The sequence below is a fragment of the Amycolatopsis sp. NPDC004378 genome, from assembly GCF_053602455.1.
In genome coordinates, this window is the sequence record NZ_JBSGDR010000028.1 from 39,906 (window position 1) to 56,511 (window position 16,606).

The following is a 16,606-nucleotide window of genomic DNA, read 5'->3' on the forward strand; positions in this document are numbered from 1 at the left end:
CGGGTGTCAGTCCGGCAGCCCCCACGCCGGCGCCGGGCCGAGCGCGGGGACGTCCCGGGGTGCGAAGTCCGGCCGCGCGCCGTGGGGCGTGACGACGGCGGTGCCGCCGCGCCGCAGCCCGATCGCGATCCGCCCGGGCCCGGCCGGGCGCCACGGCAGCCGCCGGCCGTGCTCGTCGCGGACGTCGACGTCGCCGGTGACGCCGTGCTGCAGGACCAGGGGTTCGCCGGCTTCGCTGTGCACGCGGACGAACTCCGTTTTCCCGTCCCGGCGGGACGCGTCCACCAGGAACGCGCCTTCCGCACGCAGGCCGGAAATCGAGGCGTCGCGCCAGGTCGCCGACACCGACGGGAAGACCTTGAGCACACCCCCGGACCCCTGCATCAGCATGTCCACAACGGACTGGGCGGCGGTGATCGGGCTTTCGATCGCGAAGTTCGAGCCTTCGCGGTACATCGTGTTCGCGGTCAGCTCGGTGTCGGCGACGACGTTCCGGTCGAGGAAGAACTTCAGGTAGCGCAGGGCTTCCTCAGGTGCGTCCATCACCGACGACATCGACGACGCGGCCGCGTAGCTGTAGCCGTGCCAGGCCGTCTGGTCGGCGATCCAGTGCTTGAACGTCCGGGTCATGACGTCGCGGTCGCCGGTCCGGTCCCAGACCTTCTCACGCAACGGGTACAGCCACAGCAGGTGCGAGAAGTGCCGGTGCGAGTCGGCCAGCGGGACGCCGTCGCCGATCAGGACGCCGTTCGCGGGATCTTCGTGGTACGGCACCAGTTTCGCGCTGATCTCCTGCCAGACCGGGACGCGCGGCTCGTCGAGCCGCAGGATCCGCGCGGTGTCGGCGAGCGTGCGCGCCGCCCAGCGGATCAGCGACAGGTCGTAGGTGCAGTCGGCGGCGTCGGCGTACTCCGGCGAGCGGGTCAGCGGCAGGTGCAGGGCGCCGTCGGGACCGGCGAAGAGGAAGTGGCGGTAGAAGTTCAGCGCCTTCGCCAGCGTCGGGTACAGCACGTCACGCAGGACGCGCCGGTCCAGGTGGTGGCGATACGCGAGCCAGACGTTGTGCAGGCCCCACAGCAGGTTCCCGGTCTGGTCGGTCTTGGACGTCGTCCCGGGGACACCGACCGAGCGCGTGCCGCCGGGCCGCAGCCGCCAGTCCCCCGGGTGCGAGAGCGCGTAGGTGTCGCCGTCGCGGTAGGCGGGCGGCACGGACGTCTCGAGGTTGGCGTGATCGCGCCGGAAGGTCTCGGTGACGGCGTCGAGTTCGGGGTGGTTGCTGCTGTTGACGATCGGGTAGGTCACCTGGACGTTGAGGTTCCACCACACCGCGGTCCAGCTGTTGCCGACCTCGGGGAACCACGGCCCCCACTCCGACACGACCGGGCCGCCGGCGCGGGTGGCGGCGGCGATCTTGTACAGCTGGATCCAGTAGAAGCGCTGGACCCGCTTGTCCGGCACCGAAACGAAACTGCGCCGGTGGTAGTCGTTCCACCAGCGGCGGTGCCCGGCGAGCAGCACGTCCGGGTTCGTCGCAAGCGCTTTCCGGACCGCTGCGAGGGCGTCGGTGGTGTGGGTCGTGCCGGGGAAGCTGTAGGCGACGGTGGCGGCGAACAGCCGTCGCGCACCGATCGCGCGTTCGCGCCACGCCGTCGTGTACCCGCCACCGGCGAGCATCGGCTGCGCGCAGTACCCGTCGCCGGTCTCGGGCGCGGGGTTCGCGACGTACTCGGGTGGCTTGCGGACGGTCCGGGTGGTCGCCGACTCCAGCGGCTGGAACGCCCACGCCGCCCCGGCCTCGCCCGCGCTGGGCGTCAGCGAGACGAGCAGCACGCCCAGGTCGTTGTGGATCACCGCGGAGAACGCGACCGAGCCCTGGGTCGTGGTGATCGTGCCGCCCAGCTCGGCGTTGTACAGGTCGAGCGTCCAGTCGACCGCCGTGATCGCGCCGGCCAGGGTGAGCGTGAGGTAGCCGATCGGCAGCCGGGACAGCCCGATGCCGGCCTCCCACTGGATCCGCTGGTCCTGCACCTGGGTGTGGCTCAGCATCACCTTGAGCACCTGCGGTGTCTTCCCGGCGTAGACCTGCGCACCGAGGTAGCCGTTGGCCAGGAACGGGCCCTCCTGCCAGTTCTTCGGCAGGCGCTTCCAGCGCATCCGGGCGTCCGCGGCGATATCGCGGTGCGGGTTCCCGCCGGCCAGCGCCGGCGGGGCCGCGCAGGCCCAGAGCCCCCCGAACGCCGCCGCTCCGGCCACGACCGAGGCAGCGCGGAGCACGGTACGCCGCGACACTGCGTCCATGAAGCGTCCCTTCGAATTCATACTACGTTTCACGAGATCCGGCGGCGGCGTCCGGCCATGTTTGCAGACAGACTCCCGAAACGCCAGGGTTGTTCACCCGTAAAGCGGCAGATACATCCGATGTCTCGGCGCGGAGGAACTCGCCGCGTGGCTCGGTCGTCTACCGGGTATGGCCTTGCTCCGGCGGCCCCGGCCGGTGGCGCCACCGGGGACGTTCGACCGGATCGACGACGTCCGCGGCGCGATCCGCGAGCTGTACGCGCGGCTGTCCGTGAAGACGTTCGGCACGCTCGAGCTGCCGCCCCCGCCGGGCCGCGACCCGCTCCTCGAAGCGCAGCAGGCGGCCGCGGCGATGACCCGGCACCTCGGCATCGGCGACGCGCGGGTGATCGTCGCGTTCAGCCCGCTCGGCGGGCACGTCGGCGAGGTCGAGCTGGGCCCGGGCCCGGAGTACTTCGTGACCCTCAGCCCGCACTACCAGGACGACCCGCGCGACATCCCGGCCGTGCTCGCGCACGAGGTGATGCACGTCTTCCTGCACCGCCACCGCCTCTCCCAGGCGGAGGTCTTCGTCGACACGGCCACGCTCTACCTCGGCATCGGACGGCCGATGCTGGCGGCCTACCGCGTCGACGTCCGGCAGGGGCTCGCCACGCGCCGCCGGACGACGTCCCGCGTCGGGTACCTGTCTCCGCCGGAGATGGGGTACGTGCTGGCGAAGCGGGGGCTGGCGTTCGGCGAGCCGGTCCGCCCGTTCACCGGCGTCGCGGACGGCGCCTACCGGCTCGGGCACCAGCGGGCACTCGAGGACTACGCCCGGCCACCCCTCGCGGGCGCGCCCCGGCGGCAGTACGAACAGGACAGGCGCGCCGGCCGCTCGACGGCCGGCTACCGCTTCTCCGGAGACAGAGTCACCTTCGCGTGCCCGGCCTGCGGCCACGGCACCCGGCTCCCCCTGAACCGCACGGCCACGGCCCGCTGCGGTACCTGCGCCTCGACCTTCCGCTGCCAGACCTGAGCATCCGGCTGCGGCAGACCCCTAAGCGGGCAGTGGGGGCAGCGCCGGGGTCCACAGCCAGCGCTCGAAGAAGCTGTTCAACGAGCGCGCCGCGTACGCCTCCGCCATGGCGACGAACGCGTCCGTCGTCACCAGGCCGTGGCGGTGGTCGCCGGTCCACGCCTTCAGCAGCGCGAAGAACGCCGGGTCGCCGATCTCCGCCCGCAGCGCGTGCAGCGTCAACGCCCCGCGCTTGTAGACGCGCTCGTCGAACATCCGCGCCACACCCGGGTCGGCGATCCGGACGTCGGCCGGCTTGGCCTTGATCCGGGTGTGCCACGACCGGGCCAGCGCCGCGGCGGACTGGCCGCCGGACTCCTCCGACCACAACCACTCCGCGTACGTCGCGAAGCCTTCGTTGAGCCAGATGTGGCGCCAGTCGGCCACCGTCAGGCTGTTGCCGAACCACTGGTGGGCCAGCTCGTGCACCACGAGCCGCTCGTACGTGCGGCGGCCGTCGACGTGGTTGGCGCCGAAGATCGCCATGCCCTGGGCCTCGATCGGGTCGTCGAGGTCGTCGTCGGTGACGACGATGACGTACTCCTCGAACGGGTACGGCCCGAACAGCCGCTGCAGCATCTCCATCATGCGGCCCTGCCGCCCGAAGTCGCGCTCGAACAGGCGCCGCAGCCGGGGCGGCACGGCCGCGCGCTGCGGCACCGTCTCGACGACCGACTCGATCCGCCCGCTCCCCCGGCCGAAGCCGAGGCTCAGCCGGCGCAGGCTCATCCCCGTGTGCGGGAACCAGCCGCGGCCGGTCAGCTCGATCTCGTCGTAGCGGCCGATCTGGACGCTCATCAGGTAGGTCGCCGTCGGCTCGGGACGCTCGAAGACCCACTTCGTCGTGCTGGCCGACGTCGAGCTCTCCACCAGGTCGCCGGTGACCGCGACGAAGTAGGGCGACGCCGTCGTCAGCGTCACCCGGTAGGTCGCCTTGTCCGCCGGGTGGTCGTTGCACGGGAACCACGACGGCGCGCCGACCGGCTGGCTCGCCACGAGCGCGCCGTCGGTCAGCTCGTCCCAGCCGACGTCGCCCCAGCGGCTCCCGACCGGGCTCGGGTTGCCGACGTAGTGCACCTCGATCGTGAACTCGCCGCCCGACGGGATCGACTTCGCCGGCTTGACGTGGAGCTTCGCGCCGCGCTTGAGGTACTTCGCGGGCTTGCCGTCGACGAGCACGCGGTTGATCCGGAAGTCCGCGAAGTCCAGGCTGGCGCGGGAAAGGGCCTGCGTCGCCTCCGCCGTGATCACCGCGGAGGCCGCCAGCCGGTTCGGCCCGACCTTGTAGTCGAGCGTCAGGTCGTAGTGCTTGACCCGGTAGCCGCCGTTGCCGTGGGCGGGCAGGTAGGGGTCACCGGAAGTATCCGCACCGGGTGCCGGAGCAGGAGCCTTCGAAATCACCCGTCGCGAACCTTTCCTCGTACCGACGTACCAAACCAGGCTCGCACGGACGGGTGAGTCCGGCGAGCCAGGCGGGTACTTCGTGACCTTCTACTTACCCGGCCACGCCGAGATCGGGTTCCCGAGCCAGCGGGTGTCGGCCGGCACCTCGTCGCCACGGGTCACGAGCGAGCCCGGGCCGACGGTGGTGCGGGCACCGATCCCGGCGCCCGGCAGCACGATGCCGTGCGGGCCGAGGGTGGCGCCCTCGCCGAGGTGCACCCGCGACATGCTCATGATCCGGTCGTGGAACAGGTGCGTCTGCACGACGCAGCCGCGGTTGATCGTCGCGCCGTCGCCCAGGGAAACCAGGTCGGCCTCGGGCAGCCAGTACGTCTCCAGCCAGACGCCGCGGCCGATCTTGACGCCCATCGTGCGCAGCCAGGCGGTCAGCAGCGGCGTGCCGCCGACCGAGCCGATCAGCCACGGCACCGCGAGGGCCTCGACGAAGGTGTCTGCCAGCTCGTTGCGCCAGACGAAAGAGCTCCACAGCGGGTGGTCGACCTCGCGGAACTTGCCGACCAGCAGCCACTTCATCACCGTCGCGGTCAGCGCCGCGACGACGCCGGCGGCCAGCAGGGCGGGCCCGGCCAGCAGCAGCGCGACGCCGAAGCCGAACGCCGTGGCTGCCCACAGCAGCCCGAAGGCGACCGAGACGGTCAGCGCGACCGCGCACATGACCGGGATGATCCGGCACAGCTCGACCAGCGCCCGCGCCGCCTTGAGGTGCAGCGCCGGGGTGTAGGTGCGGCTCGTGTCGGCCTCGCCGATCGCGCGGCGGACCGGCAGCGGCGGCATGCCGAGGTACGACGAGCCCTTCTTCGCCTTCAGCGGCGTCGAGGACAACACACCCACGAGCCCCCGCTTCGGCACCGACCGGCCGGGCGCGGTCATCCCCGAGTTGCCGAGGAAGGCCTGCTTGCCGATCCGGGCCGGGGCGACGTGCAGCCAGCCGTGGCCGAGTTCGTAGGTGGCGACCATGGTGTCGTCGGCGAGGAACGCGCCGCTGTCGACCTTGGTCATCTTCGGCAGCGCCAGGACGGTCGACGCCTCGACGTTGCGGCCGACCTTCGCGCCGAGCAGCCGCAGCCACACCGGGGTGAACAGGCTGGCGTAGAGCGGGAACAGGCCTTCGCGGGCCATGCTCATCAGGCGCTCGGTGGCCCAGACCTGCCACGCGACGCGGCCGTGCACCGGGTGGTAGCCCTCGACCATGCCGATGCTCAGCGCCCGGACCCCGGCCAGCACGAGCAGCATGTAGGCGAGGAAGTACGCGGCGGTCGCGGCCGGGACGAAGATCATCGCCCGGGTGAACGCGTCGAGCAGCGTCGGGGCGCCGGCGATCGCGTAGCCGAGGACGGCGACGCCCGCCAGCGCGGCGATGCCGGGCAGGAACCCGAGGAGCATCGACGTCGCGCCGTAGACGGCGGCCCAGAAGTGCGACCGCGGCGGGCGGCTCGACGGCCACTTCAGCGCGTCACGCTCGTCCTTGGCGACGCGCGCGGCCGGCGAACCGGCCCAGCGCTGCCCGGCCGGGACGGCGCCGCGGACGGTCGAGCCGGCCGCGATCTCCGCGCCCTTGCCGATCCGGACACCGGGGAACAGCGTGCTGCGCGCGCCGATGCGGGCCTCCGCGCCGATGCGGACCTTGCCGATGTGCACGACGTCGCCGTCGACCCAGTGGCCGGACAGGTCGACCTCGGGCTCGATCGCGGCGCCGCGGCCCAGCTTGAGGAAGCCGGTGACCGGCGGCGGCGAGTGCAGGTCGACGTCCTTGCCGATCCGCGCGCCGAGGGCCTTCGCGTACGTCGTCATCCAGGACGCGCCGGCGACGCTGTCCGCGCCGGAGAACTCGGCGAGCTTCTCGGCCGTCCACAGGCGCAAGTGGACACTCCCGCCACGCGGGTAGGTGCCCGGGCGGACGCCCGAGAGCAGCACGCGGGCGCCACCCGCGGCGATCGCGATCCGGCCGGCCGGGCTGAACAGCACGACCCAGGCCAGGCCGATCCACGCCCAGTTCAGCGTCGGCGCCCAGGCGAACCCGAGCAGCGCCAGGATGTTCGACAGGGCCGCGGCGAGCGTCGCCCAGCGCAGGCCGACAACCCCCATCAGCGGGATCGTGAGCAGCGTCTGGATCACCCCGGCGCGACGCGGGGTCGGCGCGATGTCGCGGCGCTCGGTGGCGGCGCCGCTCAGCGCGTCCAGCATCGCGGCCAGCGCGCCCAGCTTCGGGTGGGCGTAGACGTCGGCGACCGACACCTGCGGGTGCCGGGTACGGATCCGGGCGACCACCTGCGCGGCCGTGAGGCTGCCACCACCGTGGGTGAAGAAGTCGGCCTTCGGGTCGTCGACCGACACGCCGAGGATCTCGGCCCAGCCTTCGGCGAGCCACGTCTCGGTCGGCGACAGCCCGGCGGCGTCCACAGTGGACAGCGGCCACGGCAGCGCGGCGCGGTCGACCTTGCCGGACGTGCGCGTCGGCAGGTCGTCGACGACGGCGAGCAGCGGCACCAGCGCGGCGGGCAGGTGCTCGCGCAGCCGGTTCGCGGCGTCGTCGTGGTTGAAGGCCTCGTCACCGGGGACGACGTACCCGACGAGGACCTGGTTGCCCGCCTTGGTGCGGCGGATCGCGGCCGCCGCGCCCTGCACGCCCGGCAGGGCCTGCAGCGCGGCGTCGACCTCGCCCAGCTCGATGCGGCGGCCGCCGAGCTTGACCTGCTCGTCGAGGCGGCCCAGGAACAGCAGGCCCTCCGCTTCGGCGCGGACCATGTCGCCCGAGCGGTAGGCGCGCTGCCAGCCCAGCGACGGCAGCGCCGCGAACTTCTCGGCGTCCTTCTCGGCGTCGAGGTAGCGGGCCAGGCCCGCGCCGCCGATGACGAGCTCACCGGTTTCGCCCATGGCGACCGGCTCGCCTTCGTCGTTGACGACGGCGAGCTGCCAGCCGGCCAGCGGCAGGCCGATGCGAACGGGGCCTTCGCCGGTCAGCTGCGCGGCGCAGGCGACGACGGTGGCCTCGGTGGGGCCGTAGGTGTTCCAGACTTCGCGGCCTTCGACGGCGACGCGCTCGGCCAGCTCCGGCGGGCACGCTTCGCCGCCGAAGATGAGCAGGCGGACGTCTTCGAGCGCGTCGGCGGGCCACAGCGCGGCCAGCGTCGGCACGGTCGAGACGACGGTGATGCGCTGCGCGACCAGCCACGGGCCGAGGTCGACGCCGGTGCGGACCAGCGCGCGCGGCGCCGGGACCAGACAGGCGCCGTGGCGCCAAGCCAGCCACATCTCTTCGCAGGAGGCGTCGAACGCGACGCTCAGCCCGGCCAGGACGCGGTCGCCGGGGCCGATCGGCTCCTCGGTGAGGAACAGCTCGGCCTCGGCGTCGACGAAGGCGGCGGCGCTGGCGTGTGTGACCGCGACGCCCTTGGGCTTGCCGGTCGAGCCGGAGGTGAAGATGATCCAGGCGTCGTCGGCCGGGCCGGGAACGCCGTCACGGCCGCCCGGCGTGGAGTGGACCTCGATCTTGCCGTCGGTGGCGACGGCGGCGACCTGCGCCTCTTCGAAGACCAGCTCGGCGCGCTCGTCCGGGTCGTCCGCGTCGACCGGCACGTACGCGGCGCCGACGGACAGGGTCGCGAGGATCGCGACGTACAGCTCGGCGGTGCCGGAGGAGATCCGGATGCCGACGCGGTCGCCGAGGCCGACGCCGTAGCCGCGCAGGCGGCGGCCGTAGGCGTCGATCTCCTCGAGGAGCCGGCGGTAGGTCAGGGTGGTGGTGCCGTCGTCGATCGCGGCGGCGTTGGGGTGCCGCTCGGCGGTGGCGGCGACGATGTCGAGCAGGGTGCGCTCGCTGGCGCCCAGGCCGGACCAGAACAGGGCCCGGTCGGCGACCGGGGTGGTCGACGGCGCGTGCGTCACTTCGGCGACGCAGGCCAGCGGCATCGTGATTTCCGCGTCGACCTCGGGGGCCGATTCGGCGGGTTCGATCGTGACGGTCATCAGGCAGCCACCTCGACCGGAACGAAGACGTGCAGGGACGAACTATGGGCGCGCAAGCCCATCACTCACCTTCCGCGAGCCTCATCGGGCTTGCACTCCTGAATGAGGCGCCCGCAACGACCGTCCACTCTAACCGAAGATGAACGTAAGATATCTCCAGGGTCACGACGGAGTGTCGGACCTCACCGAGAACGCCCTGACCAGCGTGATCCAGGTCGCAATTTTTGGGTCACGCCGGTCAGCGCGTCAGGAATTCACCGCGTTTTGGCGGCTTTTCCGCCGATCTTCGGCTTCGCCTTCTTTTCCCGGACGCGCACATTCACCCGAACGGGGCTGCCCGCGAAGCCGAACCGCTCACGGAACTTGCGTTCGATGAACCGGCGATAGCCCGCTTCGAGGAATCCGGTGGTGAACAGCACCAACGTCGGCGGCCGAATGCCCGCCTGCGTCGCGAACAGCACCTTCGGCTGCTTGCCGCCGCGGACCGGCGGCGGGGTGGCCGCGATGAGGTCCGACAGCCACGCGTTGAGCTGGCCGGTCGGCACCCGCTGGTCCCACGACGCGAGCGCCGTCCGCAACGCCGGGGCGAGCTTGCGCACGGACCGGCCGGTCAGCGCGGAGATGTTGACCTTCTCGGCCCACGGCACCCGGACCAGGCCGCGCTCCAGCTCGCGGACCATCGCGTGCCGCCGGTCCTCGTCGACCAGGTCCCACTTGTTGAACGCCAGCACGCACGCGCGCCCGGCCTCGACGACCATGGTCAGCACCCGCAGGTCCTGCTCCGACAGCGGCTCGGCCGCGTCCAGCAGCACGATCGCGACCTCGGCCGCGTCGATCGCGGTCTTGGTGCGCAGCGACGCGTAGTACTCGGCGCCGGCGGCGAAGTTCACGCGCTTGCGCAGGCCCGCGGTGTCGACGAACCGCCAGGTGTCGCCGTCCAGCTCGACCAGCGAGTCGACCGGGTCGACGGTGGTGCCTGCGACCGAGTCGACGACCGAGCGCTCCTCGCCCGAGAGCTTGTTGAGCAGGCTCGACTTGCCGACGTTCGGCTTGCCGACCAGCGCGACGCGCCGCGGCCCCGACGTCACGGCGCCGCCTTCGCGCGGCGACTCGGGCAGGGCCTTGAGGATGGCGTCGAGCAGGTCGCCGGAGCTGCGGCCGTGCAGCGCGCTGACCGGGTGCGGCTCGCCGAGGCCCAGCGACCACAGCGACGCGGTGTCCGCGAGCAGCCGGTCGTCGTCGACCTTGTTCGCCGCGAGCAGCACCGGCTTCTTCGAGCGGCGCAGCACCTTGGAGACGGCTTCGTCGGTGGCGGTCGCGCCGACCGTGGCGTCGATCACCAGGAGGACGGCGTCCGCGGTCTGCATGGCCAGCTCGGCCTGGGCGGCGACGGAGGCCTGCAGGCCGGTCGCGTCCGGCTCCCAGCCACCCGTGTCGACCAGGGTGAACTTGCGGCCACCCCAGTAGGCGTCGTAGGCCACGCGGTCGCGGGTCACGCCCGGCACGTCCTGCACGACGGCTTCGCGGCGGCCGAGGATGCGGTTGACCAGCGTCGACTTGCCCACGTTCGGGCGGCCGACGACGGCGAGCACCGGCTGCGCGAGCGCAGCCTCCTCGGCCAGCTCGGCCGCCTCGATCTGCGCGTCGAGCGCGGCGAACTCGGTCTCTTCGGACCAAGTGCCGTCGACTTCGCCGATGCTGTCGAACTCTTCCATCTGAACCCAATTTCCCTTATGGCGTAACGAATCCGTTTTCGGCACGCCAATCGTCCAAAGTCTTCACGAGCGCCGCGAGCTCACCGCGGAGCTCTTCGGTGCCCTGGTCGAGCCCGGTCTTCCCGGGGCCGACCTTCGGCGTGAACGGCTCCCCCACGAGGATGTCCACGCGCGGGCGCCAGCGCCGCTTGCCGTCGGCCGGCTTGCGCGTGCCCCGCGTCGCGACCGGGAGCACGGTCGCGCCGGAGGCCCGGACCAGCCAGGCCGCGCCGCGTTCGGCCGCGCCGACGTCGCCCGCGCCGCGCGTGCCTTCGGGGAAGATCCCGACGACACCACCGCTTTTGAGCACGCCGACCGCGGTCATCAGCGGTTTGCGGTCGATCTCGCCGCGCTTGAGCGGGATCTGCCCGATCGCCAGCATGAACTTGCCGACGATCCCGCCGAACATCTCGGCCTTGACCAGGAACGCCGAACGCCGCGGCAGCATTCCGAAGATCAGCTGCGGTTCGATCATGGAGCTGTGGTTGGCGATCACCAGCACCGGCCCGGCGGCGGGCATGCGCTCGCGGCCGTGCACCCGGATGCGGAAGGCCGACCGCAGATGATACCGGGCGAAGACCCGCCCGGCGTCGTGGAGCCAGCCGACGGAGCCTTCCGGCAACCCGTCAGCTTTCATCGGGCGACCTCGGCGTTGCACCCCGCCAGCAGGCCGCGGTGGCTGGCCAGTTCGCTGAGGGCGACGATCACCTGGTCGATCGACAGTTCCGAGGTGTCGACGTGCACCGCGTCGTCGGCCGCGCGCAGCGGGGAGGCCGCGCGGGTCGAGTCGAGGTGGTCGCGGCGCTCGACGCTGGCCAGCGCGTCGGCGACCGACGACTTCCGGCCGGCGGCGGTGTCCTGGGTGCTGCGGCGCGACGCGCGGACGTCGGCCGACGCGGTCAGGAAGACCTTGAGCGGCGAGTCCGGCGCGACGACCGTCCCGATGTCGCGGCCCTCGACGACGATCCCGCCGCGGTGCCCCACGACGTCGTCGATGATCCGCCGCTGCCGCGCGACCAGCAGCTCCCGCACGTGCGGGACGGCCGAGACCGGCGAGACGGCCTTGGTGACCTCGGGGCCGCGGATGTCGGCGGCGACGTCGTCCCCGCCGAGGCGGATCTCGGGCCGGTCGGGGCTGGTGCCGATGCTGAAGTCGGCGCGGTCGGCGACCTCCGCGACGGCGGCCGCGTCGGCCGGGTCCACGTCCGCGCGCAGCACGGCGAGGGTGACCATCCGGTACATGGCGCCGGTGTCGAGGTAGCCGGCCCCGAGCCGCTGGGCGAGCTTGCGGGCGACGGTGGTCTTCCCGGTCCCCGACGGGCCGTCCAGCGCGACCACACCTCGTAGGGCTCCCGTCACCGGCACTCTCCTCGCGTTCTCGACCTGGCTGGGCTGCCTCCATTCTGCCGGTCGGGCCCCGGAGCGGATCAGTCGCCCCGCGTGCCGAAGCGGGCGACCACCAGCGCGAGGCGCTCGTCACGGTGCTCGGGCGACAGCCGGTGCCCGCGGTCGAGCGTGACCAGGCCGTGCAGGGTGCTCCAGAACACTTCGGTCAGCGCGCCCGCCTCCCGCTCGTCCGCGACCGGCTCGATCACCGCGAGCAGCCCGGCGAAACACGCCTTCATCACGTCCGGTGTGTCGTCCTGGGCGAACGGCAGCTCCGAAGCCAGCGTGAACATCGCGTCGTACAGAGCGGGCTTGGCTTCGGCGAACGCCACGTACGCCCGCGTCACCCCGCCGAGACCGCCTTCGCGCGCCTCGGCCAGCACCTTCGCCAGCTCGGCGAAGCCCTCCAGGGCGGCCGCGGACATGATCGCGTCCTTGCCGCCCGGGAAGTGGCTGTACAGCACGGGCTGGCTGTACTCGATCAAAGCCGCCAGCCGTCTCGTGGTGACGGCGTCCCAGCCCTCCGCTTCGGCGAGTTCGCGGGCCGCGGCGACGATCCGTTCCCCGCGTTCGGTCCGGTCGCGCACACGCCGTTGTCGCTGGGTCATGCCGAAGATGCTAGCACTGCTAGACAAACTAGCGCCGCTAAGTTAGCGTTGCTAGAAATCCTAGCGATGCTAGAAAACCGGAGGGAACACCATGATCGTCACCGGCTACGTCCTCGTCGCGCTCGTCTCGCTCGGCATCATCTACGTCGGCCTCAACTACCTCTTCGCGCCGGCGAAGATCGCCGCGGGCTTCGGCTTCACCGAGGTCCCCGAAAACGCCGAAAGCTTCCTCAACGTCAAGGGCGGCCGCGACGTCGGAGCCGGGCTCATCCCGCTGGCCCTGATGATCTACGGCGACCCGCACGCGCTGGGCTGGGTCATCCTCACCGCGGCCCTCTGGCCCGTCTTCGACATGCTGATCGTCCTGCGCCACCAGGGGAAGAAGGCCACCGCCTTCGGCGTCCACGGCCTGACCGCCGTCGTGATGGTCGTCGCGGCCCTGCTCCTGCTGCTCGGCTGAAAACCCCGCGAATCGGACACGTGGGTTACGGTGGTTGGGTGAACGTCGAAGTAACCCCTCTTCCCGGCATCGGGGTCCGCAAGGACTTCAGCACCCGTACCGGCCGCCGCATCGGCGTCGTGTCGCAGCGGGACGGCCACACCGAGCTCATCGTGTCCAAGTCGGACGACCCGGACGCCTGCGCCGCCTCGATCCCGCTGACCGCGGACGAGGCGGGCACGCTGGCCAACCTGCTCGGCGCGCCGCAGCTGGTCGCGCAGCTCACCGAGGAGCACCAGGACCTGCCGGGGATCAGCACCAAGCAGCTGCCGATCAAACCGGCCGGCCCCTTCGACGGCCGCACGCTCGGGGACACGGCGATGCGCACCCGCACCGGCGTGTCGGTCGTCGCGGTCGCGCGGGCCGGGCAGGTGCACCCTTCGCCGACGCCGGACTTCGCCCTCACCGGAGGCGACCTGCTGGTCGCGGTCGGCACGAGCGAAGGCCTCGAGGCCGCCGCCAAGATCCTGAAGTACGGCTGATCCCACCATGGACCACACCGCGCTGTCCCTGATCGAACTGGGGGCGGTCTTCTTCGTGCTGGGCGCGCTCGGGCGCCTGGCCGGCAAGATCGGCCTCTCCCCCATCCCGCTCTACCTGCTCGGCGGCCTGTGCTTCGGCTCGGGCGGGCTGATCCCGTTGACCGACATCGGCGGCTTCACGCACCTGGCCAGCGAAATCGGCGTCGTGCTGCTGCTCCTGCTGCTGGGACTCGAATACTCCGCGGCCGAGCTGTTCACCGGCCTGCGCCGGTCCTGGACGGCGGGCCTGCTCGACATCGTCCTCAACGCCGCGCCGGGCGCCGCCGTCGCGCTGCTGCTGGGCTGGGGCCCGATCGGCGCGATGGTGATGGCGGGCGTCACCTACATCTCGTCGTCCGGCATCGTCGCGAAGGTCCTCGGCGACCTCGGCCGGCTCGGCAACCGCGAGACGCCGGTCGTGCTGTCGATCCTCGTGTTCGAGGACCTCGTGATGGCGCTGTACCTGCCGATCCTCACCGCGGTGCTGGGCGGCGTGTCCCTGCTCGGCGGGCTGGAAGCGGTCGGGATCTCGCTGCTCGTGATCACCGTGGTGCTGGTGATCGCGCTGAAGTTCGGCCGGTACGTCTCGGCCGCCGTCGACAGCCCCGACCGCGAGGTGTTCCTGCTCAAGGTCCTCGGCGCGGCGCTGCTGGTCGCGGGGCTCGCCTCGGCGATGCAGGTGTCGGCCGCGGTCGGCGCGTTCCTGCTGGGCATCGCGATCTCGGGGTCGACGGCGGAGAACGCGACGCACCTCCTGGAACCCCTGCGCGACCTGTTCGCCGCGGTGTTCTTCGTGGTGTTCGGGCTCAACACGAACCCGGCGTCGATCCCGCCGGTGCTCGGCTGGGCCGTGGCCCTGGCGGTGGTGACGACGTTGTCGAAGGTCGGCACCGGCTGGTGGGCCGCCCGGCGCCAGGGCATCGGGAAGATGGGCCGGGCCCGCGCCGGAGCGGCCTTGGTCGCCCGCGGCGAGTTCTCGATCGTCATCGCCGGCCTGGCGGTGACGGCGGGCGCCGTCGACGGCGAGCTGGCCGCACTGGCCACGGCGTACGTCCTGCTGATGGCCATCCTCGGCCCGACGGCAGCCCGGGTCGTCGAGCCGATCGCCCGTGCCCTGCAACGGAAATCGGCCACCAAGACGGCTCCGGTCGAGGCGAACTAGCGCAGGTCCGCCCGGCCCGCCGACGGCACGAACGCGCCGCCGTCGAGGGCCGGGTGGGTCGACGCGGCCGGCAGGACGCCCGCCACCGGCACGGACACCGACGTCCGGGCCAGGTCCAGCGTCACCCGCCCCGGCTGGGCCGGGCCGCGGATGAAGCTGCCGTCCGTCCCGCCGACGATCAGCGCCAGGGCGTGACCGCGCGGCACGACGTGGTCCGTGGCCGCCAGCCGGAACGTCATCGTGTACGCCGTCCCGGGCGTCAGCGGCCGTTCCTGCGACAGCGACGCGTAGTTCGCGAGGTCCGCCCAGCCGCGGCTGAGGATCGTGTAGTTCACCTTCTTCACGTCGGCCGACGTCACGCGGTAGCAGGCGTCGTCGCCCGACGTCGACGATCCCCAGCAGTTCTCCGAAGTCCCCGTCTTGATGCCCTCGCCGCTGCCCGCGAAGTTGCGGATCGTCGCCGCGCCGAGGTCCACGAGGATCGCCGACACGCGCGCCGAGGACGTGCTCGGGGTCGCCGTCACGGTGATCGTCGAGATCCCCGAGACCTGCAGGTCCGACCCCAGCGTCCCGGTCGAGTAGGTCAGCGCGGCGCTGCCCGGGCTCGTCACCCAGGTGTCCTCGCCGACGTTCGGGTTGTCGGTGAACGACGCCGTCCCGGTCGCCGCCGAGGTGCCCAGCGCGCCGCCGGTGTGCGGCCGCAACGTCGTCGCCACCGCGTTCGCCGCCGGATACGCGCTCTGGTCCGCCCACTGGTCGGGCTGCCGCTCGACGCTGGCCTGCGGCCCGTTCTGCACGCCGTTGTCGATCCCGAGCAGGTAGTGGTCGAACCACCGGTGCAGCAGGTCGACCCAGTCGGCGCGCCGGTAGTCGAACGGGTCGACGTGCCCGGTCTGCGACAGCCAGATCTTCTTCTCGACGTTCAGCGCGGTCCACCACTGTCCGAAGTGGATGGTCTTGACGTTGAGGTCGTTGACGCCGTGCGAAAGCAGCACGCTCGCGCGCACGTTGCCCGCGTTCTTGACGTAGTCGCGGTCCGCCCACAGCGGCCCGTAGTCGCCGTTCGCCGTCGCGCCGGCCGTCAGCACCTGGTTCTGCGCCGAACAGTTCTGCCCGCTGTTGCGTGCTTCGACGGTCTGTGCGAGGCCCGCCGGGTTGAAGCCGAACGTGGCGCCGTCGGAGCGGTAGTAGTCGTACCAGGAGCTGATCGCCGAGATCGGCACGATGGTCTTCAGCCCGGCGACCCCGGTCGCGGCGACGCCGTTGGCGATCGTGCCGTCGTAGGACTTGCCGATCATGCCGACGTTCCCGGTGGTCCAGCTCGCGCTCACCGCGCTGCCGCCGGTCTTCGCGCTGTAGCCGGTCGCGCGGCCGTTCAGCCAGTCGACGACCTTGCGCGCCGAGTCGACGTCCGAAGCCCCGCCGACGTCCGCGCAGCCGGCCGAGCGGTTCGTGCCGGCCAGGTCGACGAGCACCACGGCGTACCCGCGCGGCACGAAGTAGTTGTCGTAGAAGAGCGGGAACTTCACCGGTTTCCCGGCGCTGTCGTACGACTTGAGCTCGCTCTCGTTGCCGCGCCCGCAGCACGAGTAGTACGGGCTCGCGTCCATGATCACCGGCACGCCCGAGGTCAGCTCGCTCGGCCGGACGATGTCGGCGGCGACGCGGTCGGGCTTGCCGTCACCGTCCCCGTCGTGGCCGATGTCGACCCACACGGTTTCGCGGATCGCCTTCGCGTAGTCGTAGACCGGTTCGCTCGCCGCCGGCGCCGCGGCCGCCGGGGCGACCGCACCCGACAGGAGCACCGCGAGGACCCCGAACACCACCCCGAGTCGCATGCCGGTCACGCTAGCGAGCCGGTCCGGCCGCCCGCCACGGCGGAAAGTGGGTA

The 16,606-nt window shown here is 72.0% G+C and carries 12 protein-coding genes; 4 read left to right on the forward strand and 8 right to left on the reverse strand.

The window, feature by feature from the left end:
* Positions 1 to 6: 6 nt before the first annotated feature.
* A complete protein-coding gene (locus ACWEN0_RS43820; protein ID WP_451986968.1) occupies positions 7 to 2,298 on the reverse strand; it encodes a glycosyl hydrolase family 95 catalytic domain-containing protein in 2,292 nt (763 codons plus the stop codon).
* A 169-nt stretch (positions 2,299 to 2,467) separates the two neighbouring features.
* Here ACWEN0_RS43820 and ACWEN0_RS43825 point away from each other — a divergent pair, with 169 nt between their 5' ends.
* A complete protein-coding gene (locus ACWEN0_RS43825) occupies positions 2,468 to 3,316 on the forward strand; it encodes a hypothetical protein (protein WP_451986969.1) in 849 nt (282 codons plus the stop codon).
* 21 nt (positions 3,317 to 3,337) lie between these two features.
* On the opposite strand, the gene ACWEN0_RS43830 is transcribed toward ACWEN0_RS43825, so the two are convergent.
* The 6 genes from ACWEN0_RS43830 to ACWEN0_RS43855 all read right to left on the reverse strand — a co-directional run bounded on the left by ACWEN0_RS43830 (position 3,338) and on the right by ACWEN0_RS43855 (position 12,512).
* Positions 3,338 to 4,756 (reverse strand): M1 family metallopeptidase, encoded by a 1,419-nt coding sequence (locus ACWEN0_RS43830; RefSeq protein ID WP_451986970.1) that lies wholly within the window; start codon positions 4,754 to 4,756, stop codon positions 3,338 to 3,340.
* A 90-nt stretch (positions 4,757 to 4,846) separates the two neighbouring features.
* Complete coding sequence (locus tag ACWEN0_RS43835) at positions 4,847 to 8,785, reverse strand: Pls/PosA family non-ribosomal peptide synthetase (protein ID WP_451986972.1); 3,939 nt, start codon at positions 8,783 to 8,785, stop codon at positions 4,847 to 4,849.
* A 254-nt stretch (positions 8,786 to 9,039) separates the two neighbouring features.
* Positions 9,040 to 10,500 (reverse strand): ribosome biogenesis GTPase Der, encoded by a 1,461-nt coding sequence (der, locus tag ACWEN0_RS43840; protein WP_451986974.1) that lies wholly within the window; start codon positions 10,498 to 10,500, stop codon positions 9,040 to 9,042.
* A gap of 16 nt (positions 10,501 to 10,516) precedes the next feature.
* On the reverse strand, positions 10,517 to 11,176 hold the full coding sequence (locus ACWEN0_RS43845) for a lysophospholipid acyltransferase family protein (protein ID WP_451986976.1): 660 nt from the start codon (positions 11,174 to 11,176) through the stop codon (positions 10,517 to 10,519).
* The gene (gene cmk, locus ACWEN0_RS43850; RefSeq protein ID WP_451987036.1) at positions 11,173 to 11,877 is read right to left on the reverse strand and encodes a (d)CMP kinase; all 705 of its coding nucleotides are present in this window, start codon (positions 11,875 to 11,877) and stop codon (positions 11,173 to 11,175) included. Before cmk ends, ACWEN0_RS43845 begins: the two co-directional genes overlap by 4 nt.
* A gap of 89 nt (positions 11,878 to 11,966) precedes the next feature.
* A complete protein-coding gene (locus tag ACWEN0_RS43855) occupies positions 11,967 to 12,512 on the reverse strand; it encodes a TetR/AcrR family transcriptional regulator (protein ID WP_451987038.1) in 546 nt (181 codons plus the stop codon).
* A gap of 112 nt (positions 12,513 to 12,624) precedes the next feature.
* Here ACWEN0_RS43855 and ACWEN0_RS43860 point away from each other — a divergent pair, with 112 nt between their 5' ends.
* The 3 genes from ACWEN0_RS43860 to ACWEN0_RS43870 are packed head-to-tail and all read left to right on the forward strand — an operon-like array spanning position 12,625 to position 14,715.
* Positions 12,625 to 12,993 carry a DUF4267 domain-containing protein gene (locus tag ACWEN0_RS43860; protein ID WP_451986978.1) on the forward strand — a complete coding sequence of 123 codons (369 nt, stop codon included), beginning with the start codon at positions 12,625 to 12,627 and terminating at the stop codon, positions 12,991 to 12,993.
* A 38-nt stretch (positions 12,994 to 13,031) separates the two neighbouring features.
* Positions 13,032 to 13,514 (forward strand): cation:proton antiporter regulatory subunit, encoded by a 483-nt coding sequence (locus ACWEN0_RS43865; RefSeq protein WP_257926529.1) that lies wholly within the window; start codon positions 13,032 to 13,034, stop codon positions 13,512 to 13,514.
* A 7-nt stretch (positions 13,515 to 13,521) separates the two neighbouring features.
* Positions 13,522 to 14,715 carry a cation:proton antiporter gene (locus ACWEN0_RS43870; RefSeq protein WP_451986980.1) on the forward strand — a complete coding sequence of 398 codons (1,194 nt, stop codon included), beginning with the start codon at positions 13,522 to 13,524 and terminating at the stop codon, positions 14,713 to 14,715.
* Here the strand turns inward: ACWEN0_RS43870 and ACWEN0_RS43875 are convergent.
* Positions 14,712 to 16,553, reverse strand: coding sequence for a Xaa-Pro dipeptidyl-peptidase (locus ACWEN0_RS43875; protein WP_451986982.1), 1,842 nt, complete (start codon positions 16,551 to 16,553; stop codon positions 14,712 to 14,714). The two genes, ACWEN0_RS43870 and ACWEN0_RS43875, sit on opposite strands and share 4 nt — an antisense overlap.
* Positions 16,554 to 16,606 lie beyond the last annotated feature (53 nt).